The 22622-nt window shown below is 42.6% G+C and carries 21 protein-coding genes, 1 tRNA gene and 1 pseudogene; 7 read left to right on the plus strand and 16 right to left on the minus strand.

All coding sequences use genetic code 11. The features are described from left to right. Positions 1-353 precede the first annotated feature (353 nt). Positions 354-644 (minus strand): DUF2949 domain-containing protein, encoded by a 291-nt coding sequence (locus ACL6C3_RS02875; RefSeq protein ID WP_413165172.1) that lies wholly within the window; start codon positions 642-644, stop codon positions 354-356. 314 nt (positions 645-958) lie between these two features. Here ACL6C3_RS02875 and ACL6C3_RS02880 point away from each other — a divergent pair, with 314 nt between their 5' ends. After that, on the plus strand, positions 959-1750 hold the full coding sequence (locus ACL6C3_RS02880) for a DUF362 domain-containing protein (RefSeq protein WP_413165174.1): 792 nt from the start codon (positions 959-961) through the stop codon (positions 1748-1750). Continuing rightward, positions 1747-2340, plus strand: a complete 594-nt coding sequence (locus ACL6C3_RS02885; protein ID WP_413165175.1) for a hypothetical protein — start codon at positions 1747-1749, stop codon at positions 2338-2340. Before ACL6C3_RS02880 ends, ACL6C3_RS02885 begins: the two co-directional genes overlap by 4 nt. Positions 2341-2362: 22 nt before the next feature. On the opposite strand, the gene ACL6C3_RS02890 is transcribed toward ACL6C3_RS02885, so the two are convergent. Beyond that, the gene (locus ACL6C3_RS02890; protein WP_413165177.1) at positions 2363-3733 is read right to left on the minus strand and encodes a GH1 family beta-glucosidase; all 1371 of its coding nucleotides are present in this window, start codon (positions 3731-3733) and stop codon (positions 2363-2365) included. Between the two features lie 101 nt (positions 3734-3834). Between ACL6C3_RS02890 and ACL6C3_RS02895 the strand changes: the two genes are divergently transcribed. Further along, on the plus strand, positions 3835-4344 hold the full coding sequence (locus ACL6C3_RS02895) for a hypothetical protein (protein ID WP_413165178.1): 510 nt from the start codon (positions 3835-3837) through the stop codon (positions 4342-4344). A gap of 107 nt (positions 4345-4451) precedes the next feature. Here the strand turns inward: ACL6C3_RS02895 and ACL6C3_RS02900 are convergent, their stop codons facing one another. Next, a complete protein-coding gene (locus ACL6C3_RS02900; protein WP_413165180.1) occupies positions 4452-5015 on the minus strand; it encodes a hypothetical protein in 564 nt (187 codons plus the stop codon). Next, on the minus strand, positions 4903-5394 hold the full coding sequence (locus ACL6C3_RS02905) for a calcium-binding protein (protein ID WP_413165182.1): 492 nt from the start codon (positions 5392-5394) through the stop codon (positions 4903-4905). The genes ACL6C3_RS02900 and ACL6C3_RS02905 overlap by 113 nt, the downstream gene beginning before the upstream one ends. 353 nt (positions 5395-5747) lie before the next feature. Here ACL6C3_RS02905 and ACL6C3_RS02910 point away from each other — a divergent pair, with 353 nt between their 5' ends. After that, on the plus strand, positions 5748-6497 hold the full coding sequence (locus tag ACL6C3_RS02910; protein WP_413165184.1) for a hypothetical protein: 750 nt from the start codon (positions 5748-5750) through the stop codon (positions 6495-6497). Positions 6498-6927: 430 nt separating this feature from the next. Next, positions 6928-7242: a DUF2784 family protein gene (locus ACL6C3_RS02915; RefSeq protein ID WP_413165186.1), complete on the plus strand. Its 315-nt coding sequence runs from the start codon at positions 6928-6930 to the stop codon at positions 7240-7242. Positions 7243-7412: 170 nt separating this feature from the next. On the opposite strand, the gene ACL6C3_RS02920 is transcribed toward ACL6C3_RS02915, so the two are convergent. The 7 genes from ACL6C3_RS02920 to moaC all read right to left on the minus strand — a co-directional run bounded on the left by ACL6C3_RS02920 (position 7413) and on the right by moaC (position 15476). Beyond that, positions 7413-8978 carry a hypothetical protein gene (locus tag ACL6C3_RS02920; protein WP_413165188.1) on the minus strand — a complete coding sequence of 522 codons (1566 nt, stop codon included), beginning with the start codon at positions 8976-8978 and terminating at the stop codon, positions 7413-7415. A 495-nt stretch (positions 8979-9473) separates the two neighbouring features. Further along, entirely contained in the window at positions 9474-11960 is a 2487-nt protein-coding gene (locus ACL6C3_RS02925; RefSeq protein WP_413165189.1) for a CHAT domain-containing protein, read from the minus strand. Between the two features lie 565 nt (positions 11961-12525). After that, complete coding sequence (locus ACL6C3_RS02930) at positions 12526-13383, minus strand: transporter substrate-binding domain-containing protein (protein WP_413165191.1); 858 nt, start codon at positions 13381-13383, stop codon at positions 12526-12528. Between the two features lie 75 nt (positions 13384-13458). Further along, positions 13459-14115: a hypothetical protein gene (locus tag ACL6C3_RS02935; RefSeq protein ID WP_413165193.1), complete on the minus strand. Its 657-nt coding sequence runs from the start codon at positions 14113-14115 to the stop codon at positions 13459-13461. 83 nt (positions 14116-14198) lie between these two features. Beyond that, a complete protein-coding gene (locus ACL6C3_RS02940) occupies positions 14199-14498 on the minus strand; it encodes a DUF3181 family protein (protein ID WP_413165195.1) in 300 nt (99 codons plus the stop codon). Between the two features lie 84 nt (positions 14499-14582). Beyond that, a complete protein-coding gene (locus ACL6C3_RS02945; protein ID WP_413165197.1) occupies positions 14583-14843 on the minus strand; it encodes a 2TM domain-containing protein in 261 nt (86 codons plus the stop codon). A 117-nt stretch (positions 14844-14960) separates the two neighbouring features. After that, positions 14961-15476, minus strand: a complete 516-nt coding sequence (moaC, locus tag ACL6C3_RS02950; RefSeq protein WP_413165199.1) for a cyclic pyranopterin monophosphate synthase MoaC — start codon at positions 15474-15476, stop codon at positions 14961-14963. An 89-nt stretch (positions 15477-15565) separates the two neighbouring features. On the opposite strand from moaC, the gene ACL6C3_RS02955 reads away from it, so the two are divergent. After that, a tRNA-Arg gene (locus ACL6C3_RS02955) sits at positions 15566-15639 on the plus strand. 71 nt (positions 15640-15710) lie between these two features. Here the strand turns inward: ACL6C3_RS02955 and ACL6C3_RS02960 are convergent. The 4 genes from ACL6C3_RS02960 to ACL6C3_RS02975 all read right to left on the minus strand — a co-directional run bounded on the left by ACL6C3_RS02960 (position 15711) and on the right by ACL6C3_RS02975 (position 20332). After that, positions 15711-16181, minus strand: a complete 471-nt coding sequence (locus tag ACL6C3_RS02960) for a DUF2141 domain-containing protein (protein WP_413165200.1) — start codon at positions 16179-16181, stop codon at positions 15711-15713. Between the two features lie 520 nt (positions 16182-16701). Beyond that, on the minus strand, positions 16702-17064 hold the full coding sequence (locus tag ACL6C3_RS02965; protein WP_413165202.1) for a DUF760 domain-containing protein: 363 nt from the start codon (positions 17062-17064) through the stop codon (positions 16702-16704). 144 nt (positions 17065-17208) lie between these two features. After that, positions 17209-18471: an MFS transporter gene (locus tag ACL6C3_RS02970; protein ID WP_413165204.1), complete on the minus strand. Its 1263-nt coding sequence runs from the start codon at positions 18469-18471 to the stop codon at positions 17209-17211. Positions 18472-18889: 418 nt separating this feature from the next. Continuing rightward, positions 18890-20332 carry a carbonic anhydrase family protein gene (locus tag ACL6C3_RS02975; protein WP_413165206.1) on the minus strand — a complete coding sequence of 481 codons (1443 nt, stop codon included), beginning with the start codon at positions 20330-20332 and terminating at the stop codon, positions 18890-18892. 286 nt (positions 20333-20618) lie between these two features. Between ACL6C3_RS02975 and tnpA the strand changes: the two are divergent. Then, positions 20619-20987 (plus strand): annotated as a pseudogene (tnpA, locus tag ACL6C3_RS02980) (IS200/IS605 family transposase); the annotation flags it as partial. Between the two features lie 52 nt (positions 20988-21039). Here the strand turns inward: tnpA and ACL6C3_RS02985 are convergent. Next, positions 21040-22434, minus strand: a complete 1395-nt coding sequence (locus tag ACL6C3_RS02985) for an ABC transporter substrate-binding protein (protein WP_413165208.1) — start codon at positions 22432-22434, stop codon at positions 21040-21042. Between the last annotated feature and the right edge of the window lie 188 nt (positions 22435-22622).

Raw genomic sequence — 22622 nt, forward strand, 5'->3', positions numbered from 1 at the left:
ACGTTTTAGTTTAACCTAAATATTAATCCCTTTTTTTGGCCGAGCAACCTGATTATATAAGAATTTGGACTGAACCAGCAGGGATTTATGACTGTGATTAATAAATGAATTGTAGAGGGATTAGAGGGGTTTAGACAAATTTTAACTAATGATTTAATCTTATTCTCGCTCTTTGATGGAAAAATTAGCTTCTCTCCAGATTGATTACTAATGATTAATATTTAATTTTTTGATGGGCTTTCTTGTTTTCTCCACGCCAGATGATTGAAAGCTTTTCAAAAAGTTTTAACCGTCTAAACTGTACTTAATCCCTCTAGAATTGAGCAGTTTTGTTAATTTCATCTCACCCAAGATTACCCGACAAAAGAAGCCGAAGTTAGATCGACAGATTCATTGAGGACCCGAGTATCGGGATCGGCATTGTTGAATTTGGGTTTGGTTTCTACAGAAGTTCCAAACCGTTCTAACCAATCAAAGATCCGATCCAACTGTTCTAAGCTAATTAAGCCGTATTGCCACAAAATCATGGGCAGTTGACCATAGTCGTGTTCGGGATGACGCAGGGCCATTGCGATGGACGAGGCAGGGATCGCCAATTCAAAGCGTAAAAACTGAACTAATTGAGCTTGTTTGGTAGATAGCATTTTTATTTCCCCTCAAATCTCTCGCAGAGAATAAGTACATAACCGGATCTAATTTTTTACGATCTCAAGTATTATTGATGCTTCCCGACTCTACAGTGATCTAAAACATCCTCTGCTTGTGATTTAACTCGCTTTTTTTCGTGATCGCTATCACACTTAAGTAGTGGAGATCTATTAATCGGGTTTTTTTTATAGAATTCTCAGGCCGGGCTGATGAAAGTTCTGTATATTCACTGAATAACATCTTGTTAAACAGGCTTTATTCAACCTTTATAATATTTTAATACTTTGTAAATCTTTTGTAAATTTATCCGATGAGATCTCTGGATGTGCAAGTCGCGACCCCCTCAACTTTTGTTTATCAACCGCCCCCAAATGCGCTAACAGCAAAACGCATACTTGTCAAGCCCAATTTGGGCTATCCCGTCGGCCCGCCCGTTACCGTGAGTCGGGGGGTTTTGGGGGCGGTTTTACAAGGACTAAGACAGGCGAACCCCGACGCCGAAATTTTAGTGGTTGAGGGCGTCTGTTCTCCGGTCTCGCTGTCTGAAATTATCGCTCGCAATGGTTTGTCTGATTTATTCACCGATAAAATAAAATTGTTAGACGCCGATAAACTCCCCTTGATGGAATATCCCAACCGTTCCCCGCAACCGGTACGCTTCACCTCGATGCACGCTCCGGCTATCCTTCAAGAAGTAGACTGTCGCATCAGTATCGGCGCCCTCAAACGCACTCACCTTAAAAATGAACCGTTAATTTCTGCTTCTTTAAAAAATCTTTACGGCTTATTTCCTCGCAGCAAATATAAAGCCAGAAGTCCCAACTCTCGCGGACAGTTGCATCGTCCCTCGGTTCCGTTAATTTTGCAGGATGTTTATTTTTGTATTGGATATTTATTTGATGGGGCGGTTGTTGATGGCGATCGCAAATTTATTAGTCCAGACTGGAAACCCGACAAAGGAAAATCTATCGAGTTAGGAAAAGTGTTTTGGGGCGAGGATTTAATTAATGTTGATGCTGAGGCTTGTCGCATCGCCCAGGAACCTATTCCCAATTATCTCGACTGTATTGATCGGTTACGACATCAAAAGAGGATATTATGAGATTCAAGAATTTTCTCAGCGTCTCAAAACGGTTAATAATAACAGCAAGCGTTAGTTTATTAACCCCTGCTTGTTTCCAGCCTGTTCAGTCTCAAACTGCTTTAGCCGGACTAACAGAAAATCAAATTAAACTTTTAAAATCCCTAGACCGAAAAATTGCCGTTCCCGCCTATATTCCCGAAGGATTTCGAGTTGCGGATGTTCAAATCAAAAGCTGTCCTGATGACCCTTCCTCCTGTCGGTTTGGGCCGAGTTATGCGATCGTTTATCGAGGAGAAAATAACTCCTGTTTTGCCATAGAAGCAACGGGAGGCGGAATCGGTGGCCCGGTTTTAGAATATGAACTTCCGATTAATTCTCCTGTATTTGGAAATAGTCGGCTTTATTACGGTCGATTTTATCACGAAATGAGAGAGGGAAACGCCTCCCCGACTATTTTTTCGGACTGGCTTGGAGATGTGGCAAATAACCCCAGTTTGTTATTTGTTCGCTTTGCGGGTTCGGGTGCATCCCAGTCCGTACAAAACTGCAATAATATTAGTCCTGAAGAAGCGGTAAAAGTGACAGAATCCCTGGTTTTTATCAATTGAGAATAATTGCTGTTGGGAACCGTTAAACGACTCGATTTTGACGGATACATTCGGCGTACCAATTAAAACTCATTTTCGGAATGCGGCGTTGGGTGGGATAATCAATATAAACTATACCAAATCGGCGATCATAACCCCAAGCCCATTCAAAATTATCCATCAAACTCCACACAAAATAACCCTTCAAAGGATATCCTTCTGAAATTGCCCGATAAGCGGAATTCAAATGTTGACGCAAATAGAAAATGCGATCGCTATCGATGACTTCTCCTTGCGGGTTTAATTCATCTTGGGCGGCGCATCCATTTTCTGTAATTAATATCGGTAAATTGGGCTGATTTAACGTTTCGCTAACGTGTCGAATTCCCCAATAAATCGATTCGGGGACAATATTTAACCAGGGCATATTCATGCGGGGATAACCTTTGGGCAAGCCTAAAAATTCAAAACCAAATCTGTTATTTGCCGCCCTCACATAAGTTGCAGAATAAACATTAAATCCTAAAAAATCTAACGGTTGATGAATAATTTCTAAATCTCCCGGTTGAATATCCGGCGCATTTTCGCCCAAAAGTTCTAACAAAATCGGACTGTAATTTCCCGTTAACGCCGGAAACAAGATTCCGCCATTTTGTCCGCAAAGATGAAAGGCTTTTTTCGCCGCTAAAATATGTTCGGATGATTCTATAATGGGAACCGTTACCGCCCAATTATCCACCAATGCAACCGAACAAGCAACGGGAGAAGCGGCGCGAATAGCTTGCACCCCTAAACCATGTGCAAGTAACGCATGATGAGAGGTTTGCCAAATGTCTTTGATGCGGCTTACACGAGTTCCTGGCGCGTGAGGCGGATCGCTATTTACCGCATAACCAAGATGGGTAAAACAGGGGATTTCATTAATCGTTATCCAGTTGGTAATGCGATCGCCTAACCGACTCACAACAATACTAACATAATCGGCAAAATCTTGGGCAATTTCTCGACTCTGCCAAGACCCATATAAATCCTCTAATGCTTGAGGACTATCCCAGTGAAATAAAGTTGCATGGGGGGTAATTTCATGTTCGAGTAAACAGTCTACTAAACGTTGATAAAAATCGATTCCAGCTTGATTGATTTCTCCTCGTCCGTTGGGAACAATTCTCGGCCAAGCCATACTAAAGCGATAATGTTTAATCCCCAGTTTTGCCATCAGTTTAATATCGCTTTCATAGCGATGATAATGGTCGCAGGCGATGTCTCCGGTATCTCCGTTTAAAACTCGTCCGGGTGTGGCGCTGAAGGTATCCCAAACACTCGGTAAACGTCCATCTTTTTGGGCTGCGCCTTCTATTTGATAGGATGCGGTTGCAGCACCCCAAATAAAGTTTTCTGGAAATTGAGCGCTCATGGTTGACCTCGGAAATTTTTATCAAATCTGTTCTCATTCTAAGGTACAATATAGAGGGGAAAAAGTAACGGGTTTAATTCTAAAATTTGATGGGGTTGATTATGTTTAAGAGATTATCACGGATTTGGAGTTTAATCTTATTGGTTTTGGGATTATTTTTGTTTTGCGGACAGCCTCCGATTTTAGCGAATTCTTTACCTCAACCGGATGAAACTGGAGATTTTAGCGGGAATTTGAATCATTTATATTGGCAGGTTGTCGATCCCGATCCGAATGGTTTAAACTGTCGAATGGGTGAATTTTCGATTAAACAAGTTTGGAGTCTTGATAATCCGGGTTATCCTGAAATTGGCAGTTGGCCACCTGTAACGACGTTACAAACAGATGAGATTTTTCAAGCTCAACGGACTTATGCGGGGTTTGTGGTCACGTTTGATGAGAATTTAAACCCCTGGATTTTTATTAAGAATAAGAGTGATGGTATGCCTGCAAATTGTTTTGTTAGGGCGAATAATGCTTTTGTTCAACCGATAGCTGAGTCGGAGTTTAAACAAACTGCATCGGTAAACAACTTAGATACAGACATATTTAACGATATTGACGATCTGTAGTCTTTTGACTGTTTGTAGAGTCGAGGAATAAAACTGTATAGTATTCACAATCAACTTGTATTCTGAGCGTGATTCTATATATCAACTCTTGCGATCGCTCTGAGTTATTAAAAATTTATCTCAATAAAATCCTCTGCTGAAATCAGGTCAACAGTCAGCCCGGTTCCATTGCCATTCAGAACGCTTAGAACCTCCCCTGAATTTGCCAACCGAATAACGATATCAACTGGTTCATTTAACCAGAAAGATCCTAGCGCATCCAAAGCGGCTGCATCTTCTCCCACTTGAGCAATATCCAAATCTTCAAACGAGACGCCCACCGGAAGAATCAAACGATCAACACCGTCCTCAAAGTCAGTAATTAGATCAAACCCATCAGTAATTTCTAGAGCAAACAAATCCTGGGCTTGGTCAGGTGAAAAACCGGAGAAATCGTTTCCTGTCAAAATATCAAACCCGGAGCCACCCGTTAAAGTATCGCTTCCGGTTCCGGCTGTTATGTTATCATCTCCCATGTCTCCCCAGAGGCGATCATTTCCATTCTCGCTTGAAATGCCATCATCCCCCTGCCCCCCCATAAAGCCAGTTCTCGTCACCTTCTGTACCACCCCTATCACGAATAATGTCGCCATCCATTCCGCCCAATAGGGTATCGCTTCCGGCTTGACCATCCAATCGTTCTCCACCCGACTCCCCAAATATCAAATCATTACCGGGGCCACCTGCAATGCGCTCCTCTCCCTGACCCCCATAAAGGGTGCTATCTCCATCTCCACCTGTGAATACATCGTCTCCAGCATTACCAAAGACTACAGCCCCCGATCCGGAAATGTAAAAGCTATCTCCATCGTCTAAACCAAATATGGTCTTTGCTCCATCATCAGTCACTACAATTTGATCCAATAGTGGTGTACCAATGAAAATCCCCGACCCTCTTAGCTCTACAGACCTTCCGAATCCTGGTGTTCCATCTGGGTTTATTGATGCTGACCCTCCACCCGGTAAAGGAACTTGAATCTGTCCTGCTGCTATTGGGATGACTTCTAACATTTATTTTTCCATAAGTAAACTCATCAAAGAACAGTTTAACTCAGTTTAGTTACACCAAAAATAAGCGATCGCATCTTAAACTTGCCTTTACAAAAATCACTGAATACCCTTTATACAGCGCTTTGATAATTCAACTAAACTTGATGTTAATGAGATTAAGTTTAGCCTTTTTTTGTTTATTTGTCAACTCTCGAAAGAACAGTTTAACCCAGTTTAGTTACACCAAAAATAAGTAATCAAGCCTTAACCTTAATCTTAAAAAAACTTTCTTTAGATGTATTGCCATTGTGATTTTTTCTGTTATGCTTTTGCTAGTGGAAATTCAACCACGCCATTTCAAGGAGAAAACAACAATGGCGATTTATAACGGTACGTCTAATTACACTGGAAATTCCGGTGCTGATACATTCTTTATTGAAGCCGCAGAGCTTGGAAGAATTGCGGACTTTCACAGGGGCGAAGGCGATCGCGTCAACGATGACAGCCCTCCACCACCATCACCTGCTTCTGCTAGCACTAGCTCTTTTGCATTAAGCAGTAGTGAGATAACAACAGAAAAACCATACATCATTGAATTCGCCCGACAAGGAGATGACCTGTTGTTCAGAACCTCCTGGTGGGAAGAAGGTGAATATGATGTCATGCAAAATGCGGGCGATGAGATTGACAACATTCCGTTGTTCTTAGAGTCTATAGGCTCGTTTATCAGTGCAACTCCAATTGAGCAAGCCGTTGAATCGCCTGAACCAGAGGTAGATATTCTAACTGGTCTTTTAGAGACAAGAGCGTTTTTCCAGGAACAACTGGATAACTACGTTCCTGGAGAGAGTGGTTTCACTGAGCAACTGCTCATAGATATAATTGCCGAGTTCGATGCTCGAATCTCTGGTGACAGTGCTTTTATCCCTGTTGAGGAAGTTGAACCGGATTTCTCACTAATTACAGAACAAGTGTTTTTAATGGAAGCTCCTGCTTCTTCTTCTTTCGCAACACTTTCTGGTTTCAGTGATTCAGCCATGACTGAAGCTGTGACAGCTAATCTTGACCTGCCTGAAGATAGCAAGGTCTTTTTCGTCCCATCGGGATACTTTGATTTTTTATAAAAGTTTCACCTGACAATTGAAAGTTAAAGGGAAAGGGGTTTGGGAGTACATCTGTTTAGCAAAGGTGTTACCTCCAAACTTATATTCAGGGTTAATAAAATAATCTTTATTAATGACTTTTAAGTATTTTATTTTTCAGTATTTTCTATATGATCTCTGCGAAACTTACCAAGCATTATCAAACTTTTCCAGTTCAATTTGAACTTTAATTAACAAAACTGTGAACTCTATCAATTAAGTAGATATAGCAATGTTACCTGATTTGTAAAAAGTGATCGAGATCACCGTATAAACACTGATTTCCTTGTCAAATCTTGCTATAGTAAGTGTAGCATAACTTTAAATGTTCTACTGCGTTAGCGTAACGTTAATATTTTTTCTGATGAATTGGAAAACTCTACTAATTTTTTTAACAAAATGCCTTCATTTTTTGACCTTATTTTTTGTGTTGTTTGGATGGATAATTCCGAGTCAATTTTGGAGAATCATTCATCTGATTTTTGTTCCGGTTATGATTATCCAATGGCAATTTAATCAAGGAACCTGTTTGTTAACGAATCTTGAAAATAAACTGCGGGGCGAAACCTCACAAAAACAACAGCAGCAAGGTCAATTTATTAAAAGTATAGTGGGAAAATGTTTTAATCCTTTACCCTCAGATGACACCCTGAAAAAAGGGGTTTATGGGATTATCTTTACCTCTTGGTTGTCCTCAGCAACGGCTTTATTTTTATTCTCGGTTTAACTCAATAACTAATTCCGAGTTTAGAAAGAATGGCTCTCCCGTATTTCTGATGATAACACCAGATTAAAATATAGCCTTGGTTATCCCCTCGGCTGATAGTTTTTAATCCGTATCCGGGAGAGCCGTATTTCGCACTACATTAATGGGATAATCGCCCCAGGAGTGAAGAACTAGACATATTGAAAGATGTCGTCAGTTAATGACAGTCCTGCAGCGGGTTGATCGATGACAATTCCAACTAACTCTCTACTATTTTGACCGTTGGTATAAAAGATGTGGGCGTGAGAGTTATTCGACAGTTGATAATCTTCAGGACTACCATGAAGTTGAATTTTATCTTCTGAGGGATTGAACTGGAGAATTTGACCATAATCACTCCAACCGGAACTGTTAATATCCCCATCCATATAGTAGGGTGTTGTTGCATCTCCAAGAACGAACAAATCCGAACCTTCTTGTCCATTGAGTGCATCGTTTTCGCCCGTTCCGGGTAGGAGATCATTGGGATTAACACCAATCACTTCGTCATACTCAACATTGGGGTTGTTGTTATCTGCGACAGTACCATCATTAACAACATTATCGCCGGCTGGATTTTCATCTGTCCCAGTCTCATTATTGGTTTCAGTTGTTTCTGAATCAGTTGTTTCTGAATCAGTTGTTTCTGATATGTATGTAAAAATGCCGTCAGTTAATGACAGTTCGGAAGCGGGTTGATTAACGACAATTCCAACTAACTCTCTACTATTTTGACCGTTGGTATAGAAGATGTGGGCGTGAGTGTTATTCGACAGTTGATAATCTTCAGGACTACCATGAAGTTGAATTTTATCTTCTGAAGGATCGAACTGGAGAATTTGACCATAATCACTCCAACCGGAACTGTTAATATCCCCATCCATATAGTAGGGTGTTGTTGCATCTCCCAGAACGAACAAATTTTGTCCGTCATCACCACTGAGCGAATCCTTTTCACCCGTTCCTGGTAAAATATCGTTGGGATTAACTTCAATCACCTCCTGATAGTCTGGGTTGCTGTCATTGGAACTATCGGGTTCAGGAGTCGGTTCAGGAGTCGGTTCGGGAGTCGGTTCGGGAGTCGGTTCGGGAGTCGGTTCAGGAGTCGGTTCAGGAGTCGGTTCAGGAGTGGGTGAGGGACTTGATACCGTTCCCGATTCCAGTGTAATCACTCGCAGAGGGTCAACTGCGTTGCGGATGGTAAAATTAACTTTTAAGATATTGTTATTGTCTCCCAAAATTTGAACGGTATCTTCTGGAAGTCCACCGTTAGGCCCTTCTAAACTATGCTTAGGTGGTAATATCCTCGCCGGATAACCAACAAATTCGTTATTACTATTAAAATTTGAACTTTTGGCATTACCAAACAACCGATCATCAGCCATGAAGCCAATAATTGGATTGTCAAAAGTAAAGGTGGCTGTAAATGATTGGCGTTTGGATGTGTCTGGATTTTTCAAAAAGATAAAATGACTATCAACAACAGTACCCGCCTCAATCGTTCCTAAATTATTGATATCATCCCAATCTTGAGGGTTACTGATTTGGATATCTTTTGAAAGGGTGAAATCTTGAACTTCGTCAAAAAACTGTAAGCTATTGGCAGCCGGCGCCCACCAAGTTGAATATTTATACGCTTCGTCCCCCGTGTCATCATTTAGCCAGAACTCCTCAATATCAATTTGTTTTGCTTGTCCGGTAAAATCAATAATTGCCATTGAAATCTCCTGAGAATAATGAGACAGAGAAAGTAATAATCCGTGAAAATACGCTCCTCATTGGTGTTCTTCAAACCTAACATCTACTTTTCCTCAAAAAAATGTTTTTTGTAAAGACTGAGTAAAGACTATGTAAATCTTCTGTAAAGACAATCCGGTTAAACTTCATAAATTGCTCAAAATACTTGCTCCGTCATCTGAAGATTTTGTAAAATCTAGCAGAGCAAAAGATGGGTATTGATAGCGAATTAGTACGAAATTATTAAATGGGTGCTACAGATGATCGGTGGGGTTGTGGGGAGGATAGGCAAATCTTGCCTTCTGCATAAGGGTCTTGTTTTTTGAATTTGATATAACTCTCTTTTTTTCGTCAAACACTCATCTGAGATCACACCCTGAAAAAAGGGGTTTATGGGATTATCATTACATCGGGGTTGGCTTCAGCAATGGGTTTATTTTGGCTCTAAATTTAACTGAATAACACTCAATTAAACATTAGTTTTGTTGTCGCATCAACAGACGCCAATCTCGAATTATAGCATTAGTCCAGAGCCAATTTTGACTCAACAAATGGGGTTTAAATTCTTCGGGAGCCTCGCTCAAAACTTTATTACAAAATTTCACCGCTTTACTCAAACGAATCGCCTGTTCCGGGGGCGGTAAGTCCGTTGTAGACTTCATCAAAACCAACCCCAACCCGGCATAAGCCGTTAAAATTTGCGGTTTATTCGCATCTTGGAGTTGAGCAAGTTTTTGTTGAACTGTTTGTTCATTCAACGTCAGTTCTTCTAAATCTAAAACTTGCAACCAAGTTTGATAAGCCTGATCGAGTTTTCCTTCAGAATAATAAGCAAATCCCAAAGCATTTCGATATTCCAAAGAATCAGGACGTTGCTGTACAGCCCGTTCCCAATAACGCCGCACATCATCCATCATATAATCGGCGCTACCTTGATTAATCGCTTGCCACATTAACCGACCCCAAAGAAAGTTAATGTCGGGCTTATCGCTATCTTGAACCGGTACCGCAGCTAAAGCGGCTTTAGCTTCATTAATTGCACCCCGATTGAGTAATTCTGTTGTGGCTTCGACTCCGGATAAAAGATTTTCTTGATAAAACTGTTCTACCGCAATTCCCAATACATAATCGGTTTTTGCCGTACTTAAATCAAGCGGTTGTTCTGCGGGTGATTTAACCAGTGTCGTGTTGGGTTTTATCGGTTTAGATAACGCGATTTCTGAGTCAGACTTCCCGAACTGAAAAATACTATTGTAAAACAATCCCAGACCCAAACTGATGGGAATCAACAGCAACGCCAAAGGCAGCCAAGGCTTCAAAGCATTTAATTTGAGCAGCTTTACGGACAGAGAATGAACCGTTTGACGACTGTTCGTTTCAGGAAGTCGAGAACGATAAGGCCGATCAATTTTATCTTGATCAATTTTATCTTGATAAATTTTATGTGGTTTTTCAACTAACTTGACATTGTTATTTCCCCTTCCCGGTGGAGAATAAGGTCGAGAACTTTTAAGCTGACGCAAAGCATCACCAATAAATTCGAGATCTTCATCTTCTTCGCCCAAATCATCCGCATATTCAATCGGTTTATCTTTAAGAAACGGATCGATATCGGCTTTAGAAAAGGCAAATTCAAGGCTTTCAGACTGCTTCTTTTCAACTTGCTTTTCAACCGGAGGAAGACTCGATTCACCCCAATTTTGAGCTAAAATCGGAGCAAACTGAGACTGAGACAACGATTTAGCGCTCTGAGTTTCAACCGCATCAGCAGTCAAATAACCATCAAACTTGGGATGTAAATATAAAATCGGTAAACCCCAATAAAGTTGATGGGAACCATAGGCAGAAACTAAACCTTGTCGCGCCCGACTTAAACTAATATCAATCGGATGACCTTGATTGAGATTGCGGTACAGCAGGCGAGTCAGCGTCAGGGCGACTTCATCGGGAATGCGTTCGGCCATCGCCAATACACCCGGAATTCCGCGTCTGACGAGGCTTTCCGCGAGGTTGAGTTGGGCGGTGTCTTCGTCGGAAAGGGAACCCTGAGCGTAAGCCCCCCGACAGGAGTTTAACACGGCCATTTGCACGCCATTATTAACGAGCAATCCCGCCAAGTCGTCTCCGCTGAGGGTTTCGGTTAATCCGGTGCGACTGCTGACGAGGTACAGTTCACCCCCCGACACCCCCAAATTACTGTGTCCGGCGTAGTGAAAGACTTGATATTGACCTTGTTCGAGGGCTTGGGTCAGTTGGTGGCCGTCGGGTTGAGAGAGAATCGTCAGTTGAATTTCCGGGCCGGAGCGATGGGGGACCGAACTGCGTTGAATATCCCGTTGCAGTTCTTCTTGCAAATGCAGAACTTCTCGCTTCAGTTGCAGATTTTCTTGATCGTTGGGAGCGGAAATGGCGACTAAAATTCTGAGCGGTTGGTTAGAAGTCAGAATGGGGGAATGGTGAGTCGAAATCACACCCGGTTGGTAACGGGAAAATCCGATATCCGGCCCGGTTCCGATGGGGCGATCGCCGGCGTATAACACCTCCCAAGGTAAACTCGCCAGACGCTTTCCCTTGACTCCCAACCGCAGGTGCAGAAACTCCCGTCGATTTTGAGCAATGGCTTGGGCGCAGGTCCAGCTTTCGCGCATGGTCCCTTGAAACAAGCCGTTATACAGTTGGCGTCCGAGTTCGACCAAACTCATAATGCTTGATTCTGGCGATAACGCCGAGTTGGGGGAGGCGGTCGTTGCTCCTCGGGTGCGATATTGAGTGAGGTTTTGTCCCTGTAGAACCCCCAGTAGGGGATCTTGCATTAATTGACGAGTGTGGCCAAGCCAGGTGTCTACTGGCCAGCTAACCTGTTCTTCTGCTAAGGGGACACCGGATGCGACTTCTTCGGTTCGCACCAAGTATTCATTGTTCCCGACAGGGGTAACAGAGATATGGAACTCCTGAGTCATCATGTCCAATCCGCTATTTGTTTTTAAACTGAGGGAGGGGAAGCCAGATTTCGATGCCACGCCGGTTGAGTTGAAAGTTTTGACAAAAGGCAGAAGACAGGATTGACTCCCCTATTCAAGATTAGCGAATTTATCTAATTTATTCCCTAAGTTGCCTCTACACTAAAGGTGTCCTTCATTCAGGAGGAAGTCTTGACAGTCACTCATTACCAGTCACCATATGCGGGTTCCTTGCGACTTGCGGTCGGACCCCCTTCGGGTTCACCAGTTGCTTTAAGTCGGGGAACCCGCCCAACGCACTGGTTCACCGCGCCACCTGCGGGCGAATCGCGAATGCCGACCAAGAGAGGCGGAATGGTCGCGAGCGAAGTTCGCGCATAGAGTTTTTACAGTTTACAGTTTACAGTTGTCAGTTATCAGTAGCTTCACGAGGCGCGGACTCAATCGACTTCTGACTTCTGAGAGGGGGCGGGTTTATACCGATTATTGCTCAGAAACATACATTAATTGTGAACCCGCCCCTACACTGGTTACTGGTTACTGCACGGTACTGATCACTGTTAACTATTTACGGCATACATTTTTTGAGGGCGGCTTGGGTGGTTTCAATATAGGGCGAATCACTGCCGTATAATTGACGGAGGATTTCTACGCTTTCTTGAACTAAAATTAGAGAGTTAATTGTATTGACCCAAGATATATCTCCTTCGGGCAGAATCATTCCGTAAAATTCACAGGTTAGGGGTTCGGAGGGAACTAGAGCATAATCGGTTTGACTCACTTCTGGCTGTCTCAACAGTTCTCCTATTAATAACAGTCCGTCACTGGCAAAGGCGTTAATTTCGCCGCTGAGAACATCTTTAACTGCGGCTTGTCGTCCTTCAGTTCCCGGATACTCTATCGGTTCGGCCAGGGAATATCGACTGGTAATAAATCTTTCGGTTAAAGATGCCGGAAGCACACCGATGGATATATTTTCTAAGGCACCTGATGGATTAATATAACCTTGATTATCCGCTCGGACTAACAGATACACACCTGTAGCTAAAAATTGATCCGAGTAAACGATTTCCGATGGCGGTCTGCGAGTAATGGTGTTCGGGCCGCATTCGACATGAACCCTTTTATCTCTGACGATCTGTTCGCGAGTTTCCAACGTAGACTGTATATATTCTATCTTAATCGGTTCGCTTAAATTCAGTTGGTTTTGCAGTCGGCTTGCGAGCAACTCGATCAGTTCAATACAATATCCTTCCCATTCTCCTGATACCGCACGATAACCAAAAGGGGCCGCATCTTCCCTGACTCCGGCTTTAAGAACTCCTGTGGTTTTGATCTCTTCTAATATCGTAGCTCCCAAACTGGGTAAAGGAAAAAAAATAGATAAAGCTAAACTCAGTGCAATTTGAGCCAGTTTTCTTCTCATTGGATGTCCGATTCAGACCAAGCTAGGTTTTAACCGAGTCTAGCTTACCTTAATTTGATTTCCTGGTGTTAACTTTTACTGGGTCCGTAATTGAAAGGAGTTAAAAAATTGGCTCACATCTTGGGTCGCCGGTCCTCCGTCTTTGGCTTTGCTGACTCCTAAAACATAAACTCGTTGTTGAACCAGATAAACTCTAAATTGGTGATTTTCCCGGAAACTTGATAAATTGATTTCTCGACCCGGATAACGCTGTAGAGCAATATTGCGTTCTCCTACTAATTTTACAGGTCTGCCTTTGATATAACTATCTCGAATTTGGTTAAATAAGGCTTCAGGTTCAACTAAGCGAGTTGAGGTCAACGGAACCGAATAGGCGACGGTAAATTGAGAATCACTCTGACGAGTTGCTAAGACTGTAAATTCTAGTTTTCCGCCTGTTGTATCTAGAATTTCTCGTCGCTCTCCTCGAAATGTTCCCGGCATTGCTACAATGATATTACCGGGAAGTTGAGTAATTTCTGTACTGGGTTTTTGGGCTTGTTCAAAAGAGAGAACCGGTTCCGAATTCTTTACTGAAGGATGATCGAGGCGGTTAATTTCTTGGTTGAGTTGTCGTTCCCCGTCGCTAAAAAAGGTAGGACGATCTGGACGATATTGGGCGGTTGTCGGTGCAATAATACTCAGCAGACTGCCGATTGCAATCAGACTTACAAGTCCTAAGTTTCGTTTCATTTTATTTTTCCTAGCCTGTCTGTAATTTTCTATGAATTTGTACTGTTTAGTCTCATACTTTTGGTAGATATTAAACTCGTCCTTTACATCTGGCGCTGATATTCTTCTAACATTTTGAGTAGATCGCTTTCCACTGAGTTGGGAATTAAATTAGCCAGTGATGTGGTCATTTTACCTCCACCTAAGGAAACCGTAATTCCCTGCAACACTTGATTAATGGAACCAGCTTCTAAATTTCCATTTTCCAGTAAAGGATAAAGCTGTTCGGCTACTTGTGTATGCACGTGAGCATCTGATAGGTAAAGATGCCATTTCGCCACATCAATATATATATTTTCGCCGATTTCAGAAGCGAGTTTTTCGATTTCCTGTGTAGTCGCCATAACGCCAATGAGTGATTGTTACTGCATAATAGGCGGAGTACCTTCCGCTCTTAGTGTTCCCCCTTATTCTAGATAATCGATCTTTTAATTGGGTTGATTGGGTCTAACTGAAGAATAGTCCGCGATCGCAAAAATGTAAATGCCGTGAATTCCGAGGAGCAACAGCCATCCCCCCGTTACCCACCAGGCCCAGGGCCATGTTGCCGCTTGAATTTTCTCAAAAAACCATAATCCGGAATTGCAAGCTGCAAATATTGCTACATGAACAGCAAAATTCATCCGGTCATCCAAGCGCCGATAGGCTGGATCTTTGCGATCGGGTTGTCGAGGCCAACGGGGAGGCATTTTTTTTCACTCCTGAACAGTTCTATCTCTATTTTAGAAGGAGATGTTCTACCGAAACATTTACTGAATTTATTTATTCACAAAAAATAGCTTGTAAATGTTAGCGGAGAACTCTTTTTAGTTTTTTTCGTCGGGCTGAGTGTGATAATCTCCTGACTTTCCCCCGGTTTTACTCACCAGACGAATCGATTCGATTTCGATTGATTTTTCTAAGGCTTTCGCCATGTCATAAAGGGTTAACGCCGCTACAGATACGGCGGTTAACGCTTCCATTTCCACTCCGGTTTCTGCGGTGGTAATCACTTGAGCGCGAATCCGATAACCGGGCAGTTCAGGATCGGGTTGGAGTTCCACATTTATTTTACTTAAAGGTAAGGGATGACACAAGGGAATTAATTGGGCAGTTTGTTTGGCGGCCATAATTCCGGCGAGTTTGGCGGTTGCGATCACATCTCCTTTGGGGGCGTTACCTGCCATCAGGCTTTCTAAAGTCGATAGCAACATCCGCACCCGACCCTCGGCAAGCGCTTCTCGGCGAGTTGCGGCCTTGTCGGAGACATCGACCATATTCACTTCTCCCCTCTGATTCAGGTGGGTTAAGGGTTGTGGCTGTTGCGGCGAATTATTTGTCATTTTGGGTTGCTATTCTAAAAAAATGTGTTATGATGATAACTCAGGCAATGAGTTAGGGTTCAGTGTGACCGCTTGACTCAAAGTCGTCAGGGCTTGTAGCTCAGTGGACTAGAGCACGTGGCTACGGACCACGGTGTCGGGGGTTCGAATCCCTCCTAGCCCGTTGAAAATCCGTAAAAGGTTAATCAAGTTGATTCAGCTAGAGGTAAAACGAATAACCCCTAGCTTTTCAATTTATTGGTTCAAATTCCAAAGATATTGTAACTTAATCTGAATATTATTTTGGGCGGTGGCTACCACAACCGCAGTATCATCAAACTGGGGAGGACCGGCGAAAATAGCGGGGTTGCGAGAAAAACCAAAACCTTCGGTGGGAATACCCAAACTGTTGAGGTTAAGGGTTTGATCGCTATTGGCGTCGTGAAAAACCGCAACCGCATAATTTCCCGGAATCAAATTTTCAAACGTAATTTTCGGACTGTCTTTTCCAAGCCGAACACATTGAGTTTGCAAAGCACTTTCTTTTTGATCGGGGAAGCCTTGACTACTTGAAAATAAACTCAAACACACTTGACCGCCTTGGTTTTTTAAACCGTCGAGTTCAACGGTTAAATTGCTTTGAGAAGTGGCTTCTGCATTCGGTAAACTCAAAAAAATTCCCAAACTAGCAAGCAGAAAAGCACGGACTGAAAATCTATTTTTCATTTTAACCTTTTTAACGAGTAATATTCGCGCCAAGCTAACTTTTTCCGCATCTCCTCAAAAGTTAAAGACCGGAAATTAAGCAAGCTAATATCAGTTCACCTTGAATAATCAATAGAACCGATCAGCATATTTTTAGATACAGAGAAACCCAGACAGAATCAGGTGATTCAGCTAAAAATCCGAGTAACAGAGCAACCGATTGTGCGGAATTGAGGGCAGGTTAATAGAACAATTTACAATTGATTTTGGATTTTGTCAAGATTTATTAATAAAAAGATAAAAATTTTATTAAGGATACAAGAACGCCCGGAAATTCCTGGAAAGTGACCCCGCCGATTTAACGGAGATCCTTAATAGTCAATCATTCTACGGATTTGCAATAAAATCAAGCGCAATAATTAAAAACCCGGTTACAATTCAGTGACCGGGTTTCTAGGATCTGTTATGAATAATTAAAAAAAAACAGAGGGCGCAGATTGCACCCCTAACGGTCATTTAAACAAAAGTTAAACGGGTTAAATTAGGAGTTCTTTTCAACTTCGGAAGAACTCTCTTGACGGCTGAAAGAAACAGGTAAAGAACGCTCTAAATTCATGCGTTGATAAGCACTATGTAAGAAATAACCGTTGAGCATGGCTGCGGCTAAGAGTTGTCCTAAATTTTCCCGACTGGTGGTAATAGTGACGCCAAAATTTTGAGGGGGTAAATTCCCTAAAATCCCATTAAGATGAGACTCCATTAATTGACGAACTTCAGAATTCGGCTTAGACAGTTGAGAAATAAATTCGGGGTCAAGAGATTGAATATACTGATGAAGTACATTTTCATTCCCCGACTCATTATCGAACCCGTGCTGATGAGTAGATTGTGATTGATGATTCATTATATTATTCCTCTAGGACTTTCTGTAAACTTTCTATCTACTTTCTAGTTTAAGATACTCAAGGGTGAGGCTGAGTGAGTGTAACCGAACAATTCTATTTCGGATTTCACAGCCTCTCCGGTTGGGAGAAACATCAATTGAGGATTAGTTTTTAAAGACATAAATATCTTCAGCTTTCCCCAGTGCAAATTTAATCGATTCGGAAAGATTGCGGCTAGACTGAGTGATAAATATAATTAAACCCAACAGTGCTAACCCCCCATCTAAAAGATACATATTCGAGTAACCGACTTGTTCGGCGACCCAACCAAAAACCGGACCTGCGATCGCAATTCCGATATCAAATCCGCCAATACAGAGGGAGAAAAATTGCCCTCGTTCATTAGCCGAACATCGGTCTGTTACCAGGGTAATAACGGTAGGAATAAGAATTCCGGCACCGGCCCCTTCTAAAGCCGCAGCCAGGAGAATTTCGGGGATATTATTGGCCGTTCCCAAAAGCAACATTGAGACTAGATAGAACATCAAAGCAATGGTAATAAAAATACCCCGACCATATCGGTCTGAGGCTCGACCGACAAATAAACGAGCGCTAAAACTGGCGATCGCGGCGGTAGAATAGAAAAAGCCGGCATTTAAGTCTAAATTTGATGCGGCGATATAAAGGGGTAAAAAAGTCACCAAACTGCCAAAAATCAAACCAACAATTGCCATCACAAAAGCGGGAGTTCGCAAAGCGGGACTTGCCAGTAATTTAAAGTAGTCAAACAGTTGATGTAAGCGAACTTTGGGGGTAAGAGTCGGGGTAATATTATCTAAAACCGGTTTGGGGCGAGTCGGTTCCCAAACTTGAGAAATACCGAGTCCGGCGAGAAGTCCAAAGGTTGCACTGGATAAAAACAGAACCTTGTACCCCGCCGAAGCTTGCACGAACCCGCCAAAAGCGGGGCCTAGAGCCATACCAATGGAGGTAACGAGACTCATATAACCAATGACCTCACCTCGGCGGTCAACGGGGGCGATATCGGCGACTAAGGCGCTGTAACCAATGGTAAAGGCGGCAATACTAATCCCGTGAAACGCCCGAATAAAAACCATTGCGGAAATTGAAGTCACCAACAAATAGCCCAAAGGGGCAAACATGACCACAGTTGTCCCAATGAGTAAAACGAGTTTGCGACCTTTGGCGTCGGCCAGCGGGCCAAGTCCAAACCGGGAGGGTAAGAGTCCGATGGCAAAAGCCCCCATGACCAAACCCACTTGTCGGTTTGTGCCGCCGAGCGCTTGAATGTAGAGGGGTAGGGTGGGGAGTAGACTGCTGGTGCTTGACCAAAAACACAAGCCTGCAACAAACAGAAGTAACAGGCTGCGGCGTCGTTTGGGGTCTAGAGTTAAAAAAACGTTCAAAATATCGATTCCTCGGAAGACTCAACGGGATCTGCAATTAAGTTGATCTGATCTAAACATCGGACATGATTTCTATTGTGTAACAATTTATTAAAAATTGGGAGTTAACATCTATCCAATCTTTTTGAGAAGTTTAGATTGGTTCTGATTTTTGTTATAAAAAATAGTTACAGCATTTTGCAACTCTATCAAGTACAGCAATAGAAACCAATTCAATTGTTACATGGCTGCTCTTGTACAAGATTAAGTCGCAAACTGCTATAACTAGGGAAGACCCGTGTATGAGAGTCACTCGTACCCTGCGTTAAAGAATTGTCTGATTCCTGAACTCGAACCGGGAGACATTATTATTGTTGATCGTGCCAGCTTTCATCAGGGAGAGTAGATCAAAGAAATTTTGTTTGGGGATTAGTAGTCCCTAAACAGAAACAAAATTAGACTCAGTAAGAGTAGTTGTATCTACTCCTGTGAGCGTGGCTAAAATTTCTTTAGTGCTATCAACAAGAATACTGTTACCCGCGAAAGAAAGATCGCTAAATGTTAAACCTCCTGACAAACCAATTAAGTCAATTCCATCACCTAATAATGGTAAACTTCCTAACAAACCACCAATTAAGCCATTTCCACTATTAAAATCAGTAATGGTATCTGGTCCCTGTCCAGTAGCTAGGACAAAAATATCATCACCTTGATCACCAGTTAAAACATCGCTTCCTAAACCACCGTTTAGAAGATCATCACCTCGACCGCCGTGCATAGTATCATTACCGTCAAGTCCAACAAGTGTATCTTCACCCCGGCCACCGAAAATCAAATCAAAGCCTCCAGTTCCAGAAATATTGTCATTGTTGACAGTGCCGTTAATCTGATTGACCGGAGTATTCCCAAAATCAAGACCGGTAATGGACTCATCAGCCGTTACCCCTATCTGGTGATTAAGTTCGTTAAATTGCCTTCCATTAACCGGTTGTAAATCGCGATTATTAGATTCTACATCAGCTCTTGCTAAAAAAGCTTCATATACATCCATTTGTTCTGAGGATACTTTGATAGGTTCTTCAAAAACAAACCAATTAACATTTTCGCTAAACGGTGGAGTGGTCAACGAACCATTATAAAACCATCCCGAATAGTCTGGTAACAACTCGGCAATCTCAAGTGATTCGGTAAATTCTATGGTCTCTGGCAGTGGTCCACTGTTTGTTTCTTCTAGCTCCGATTCTATAGTATCGAAAATGGGGGCTAATGTTTCGTTGTCTGTGTTGAATAATAATGATGTGTCCTCTTCAAGAAATACGCCAAGGACTGTCAGTCCTCCAGTTTCGTTGCCATGTACGATGTGCATTTCTAGAGCAGAAAGCTCGCTATTTACAGCGTGTTCGCTTCCTGTATGAAAATGAATGTTAATTAGCTCAAACTCTTCTCCGTTGACATTAACAAAGTTATTGTTTCCCGGTCCATAGATCACTTCAAAACCGGTACCTTTATTTTCAATTTCTATTGCTGCCTGACCATCGTAGCTAGTTTTGACAATCTCGTTGAAATCGGTCGGGGAAGTGTTAACAATATCGACACCAGATTGGAAATTGCCAGCACCAGGCTCAATTGCTGTTGTCTGTGTTGCAAAAGTCGGCGAAGTTTGTACGAAGCTTGACTGACCCACTTGGCGAACTACATAGGGACCCGGGGCTAAATTTGAGAATTCGTAACCCCCAGAGGTATCTGTAGTGTCTGTTGCTACGATATTGCCACTCGAATCAAGCAATTGAACTTGAACACCATTTAATCCGGCTTCTTGTGAATCCCGAACTCCGTCAAAATCAGTATCGCTGAAGATTGTGCCTGCAATTGAAGCTACCATGTTAAAAAAAAATTAAGTTATGTCACGTTATCTTAAGATTCTAGTATAATTTGATTGATTTGTAAACCTGCGCTTAATAAAAAACGCTTAATAAAAAACCAAGCTGATCTAATCGACCCAACTCGACAACAGGAGCTATCGCTTGGGAGAAGTTGAGATCGACAATGATCGGCTTGGGATTGGCCAGCAACAATTGGCCAGCAACAGGACGCTGAGATTGAATATAGAGTTACAAAACGCTGTATTGACATCCTCCCCGTCGTAAACAACGGGGTACCTCGGCAGAAGACCAGTTTTGACGAGCGAAGGCTTGGATATTATTCATCAGTCGTTCAAGCGTGTCGCTGAAAAGATGAATTTTAAATTAATTGAATTCAATGGCGAAGACGATCACGTTCATGTGATCATTGAATATCCACCTAAGCTATCTATATCTCAAATTGTTAACACTTTAAAGGGCGTTTCTAGTCGTCGTTACGGACAAGCTGGATGCAAAAAACCCCATAAAGAAGCTTTATGGAGTCCTAGTTATTTTGCTGTATCTGTTGGAGGTGATCCTTTAGAGCTTTTGAAGGAATACATTAGAAATCAAGAAAAGCCGTCAGTCACGGACGGGGCTGGTATCCCATTTTTTCGGTCATCAGGGATAAATTGATCAAAAATATCCCTTGAGGACTGTTCAAGATGAAAAATTATCAAATTAAGTTCTATCTGTTCGCCTCATTTTCAGTCGATTTTTTCGGCCAACTTTTATTAATATCAATCAAAACCGTATCAAGATCTTGACCATCAATATAATTAAGAATTCCGAGCCAGAAAGCACCAGTACCAACTGTTCCCGGCATAATATCGGAGCCATCAAAACGAATGATATCGGCATTTAACAAAATCTCAGCTTGCTTGCGAGTAACAGTATCGGGATAAATCTCCAAACTCACACCCCGATGGGGAGAAAGATAACCGCCCATTTCAGCCGAAATTTCGTGAGGTTGAACCGAAGCCAAATACTGCATTAATTTCCTCGCGGCCGGAGTATCATTAAACATCGCCACCAGATCGCCCCCAACTAAAATTGGTAAGCCAAATTCTTCATTAATGGGGGGTAAAGGAAAAATATCAACATTTTCACCGAGGACCACACCTTCGGGGAAAAAACTGCTAATAAAACTCGCTTGACGGTGCATATAACATTCAGGCGGATCGGTAAACAAACCGTTAGGAGACAACCCGAAGGGAATGCTAACGATGCCAACGGTACCGCCGACAACATACTTAGGATTGAGGGCAATTTGACCAAACTTTTCAAAAGCGTCTTTAATGGGGGGAGAATTAAAGGGAATTTTGTGTTCAACCCACCGGTCGTAAACTTCCGGGCCAGAAGTTCGCAGAACAATATCTTCGATCCAGTCGGTACCGACCCATCCGGTAGCATCTCCGCTTTCCATACCCAAACACCAGGGAACCCGGCCAGAGGCGACAATTTCTTCGGAGAGGGCGACGAGTTGATCCCAAGTTTGAGGAACGGTGTATCCCGCCGCTTGAAAGGCTTGAGGATTGTACCAAACTAAACTTTTAACAGAGGCTCTATACCAAATCCCGTAGATTTTACCATCAACGGTTGCTAACTTCAGCCAGTCGTCGGAAAAGGCTTGGGTGAGATCTTGTTGATCGATCACGGTTTCAACGGGAACCAGCAGACCTCTCTCGGCAAAATCCCTCATCAAACCCGGTTGGGGAAACAGGGCAATATCGGGGGCATTTCCGGCTTCCACGCGGACGGGGAGAAGGGTGCTAAAGGCTTCTGTTCCCTGATAAATGACTTCAATCCCGGTTTGTTTGACAAACGGGGTGAGTGCAGCTTCTAGCTTTTGCTGCTGGGGGCCTGTCATTGCCCCCAAAATGGTGACAGTTCCCTCGGAGGGCGGGTTACTCTCGATGGTCTGGCTTTGATTTTCTGCGGTTTGGCTGCTGTCACAAGCGACCGTCAAAACCGACAGACTCAACAACAAGCCTGTATAGCTGAATAAGCGACGATAGCGACCCCAATAGCACCAAATTTTGTCAATTTGAATAATCACTCTATAAATTTGAGCTTCCCACATTTTAAATTCCTCCTGACTAGACTTTAGCTATTTAGAAAATAAAGAGCAACACAGCCTTTGTGTGTTAGATGGCTCGATGTTTTCTCAAGTAGAGAGTGCAGATTCAAGCGGACCAGTCGGAGGAACAGTGGGAAAACTATCAGTCTGAGACTTCGATCTCCTTTGTCCGACGATTGCTTATCAAATCA

Source organism: Capilliphycus salinus ALCB114379, assembly GCF_047276495.1.
Taxonomy (GTDB): domain Bacteria; phylum Cyanobacteriota; class Cyanobacteriia; order Cyanobacteriales; family Microcoleaceae; genus Capilliphycus; species Capilliphycus salinus.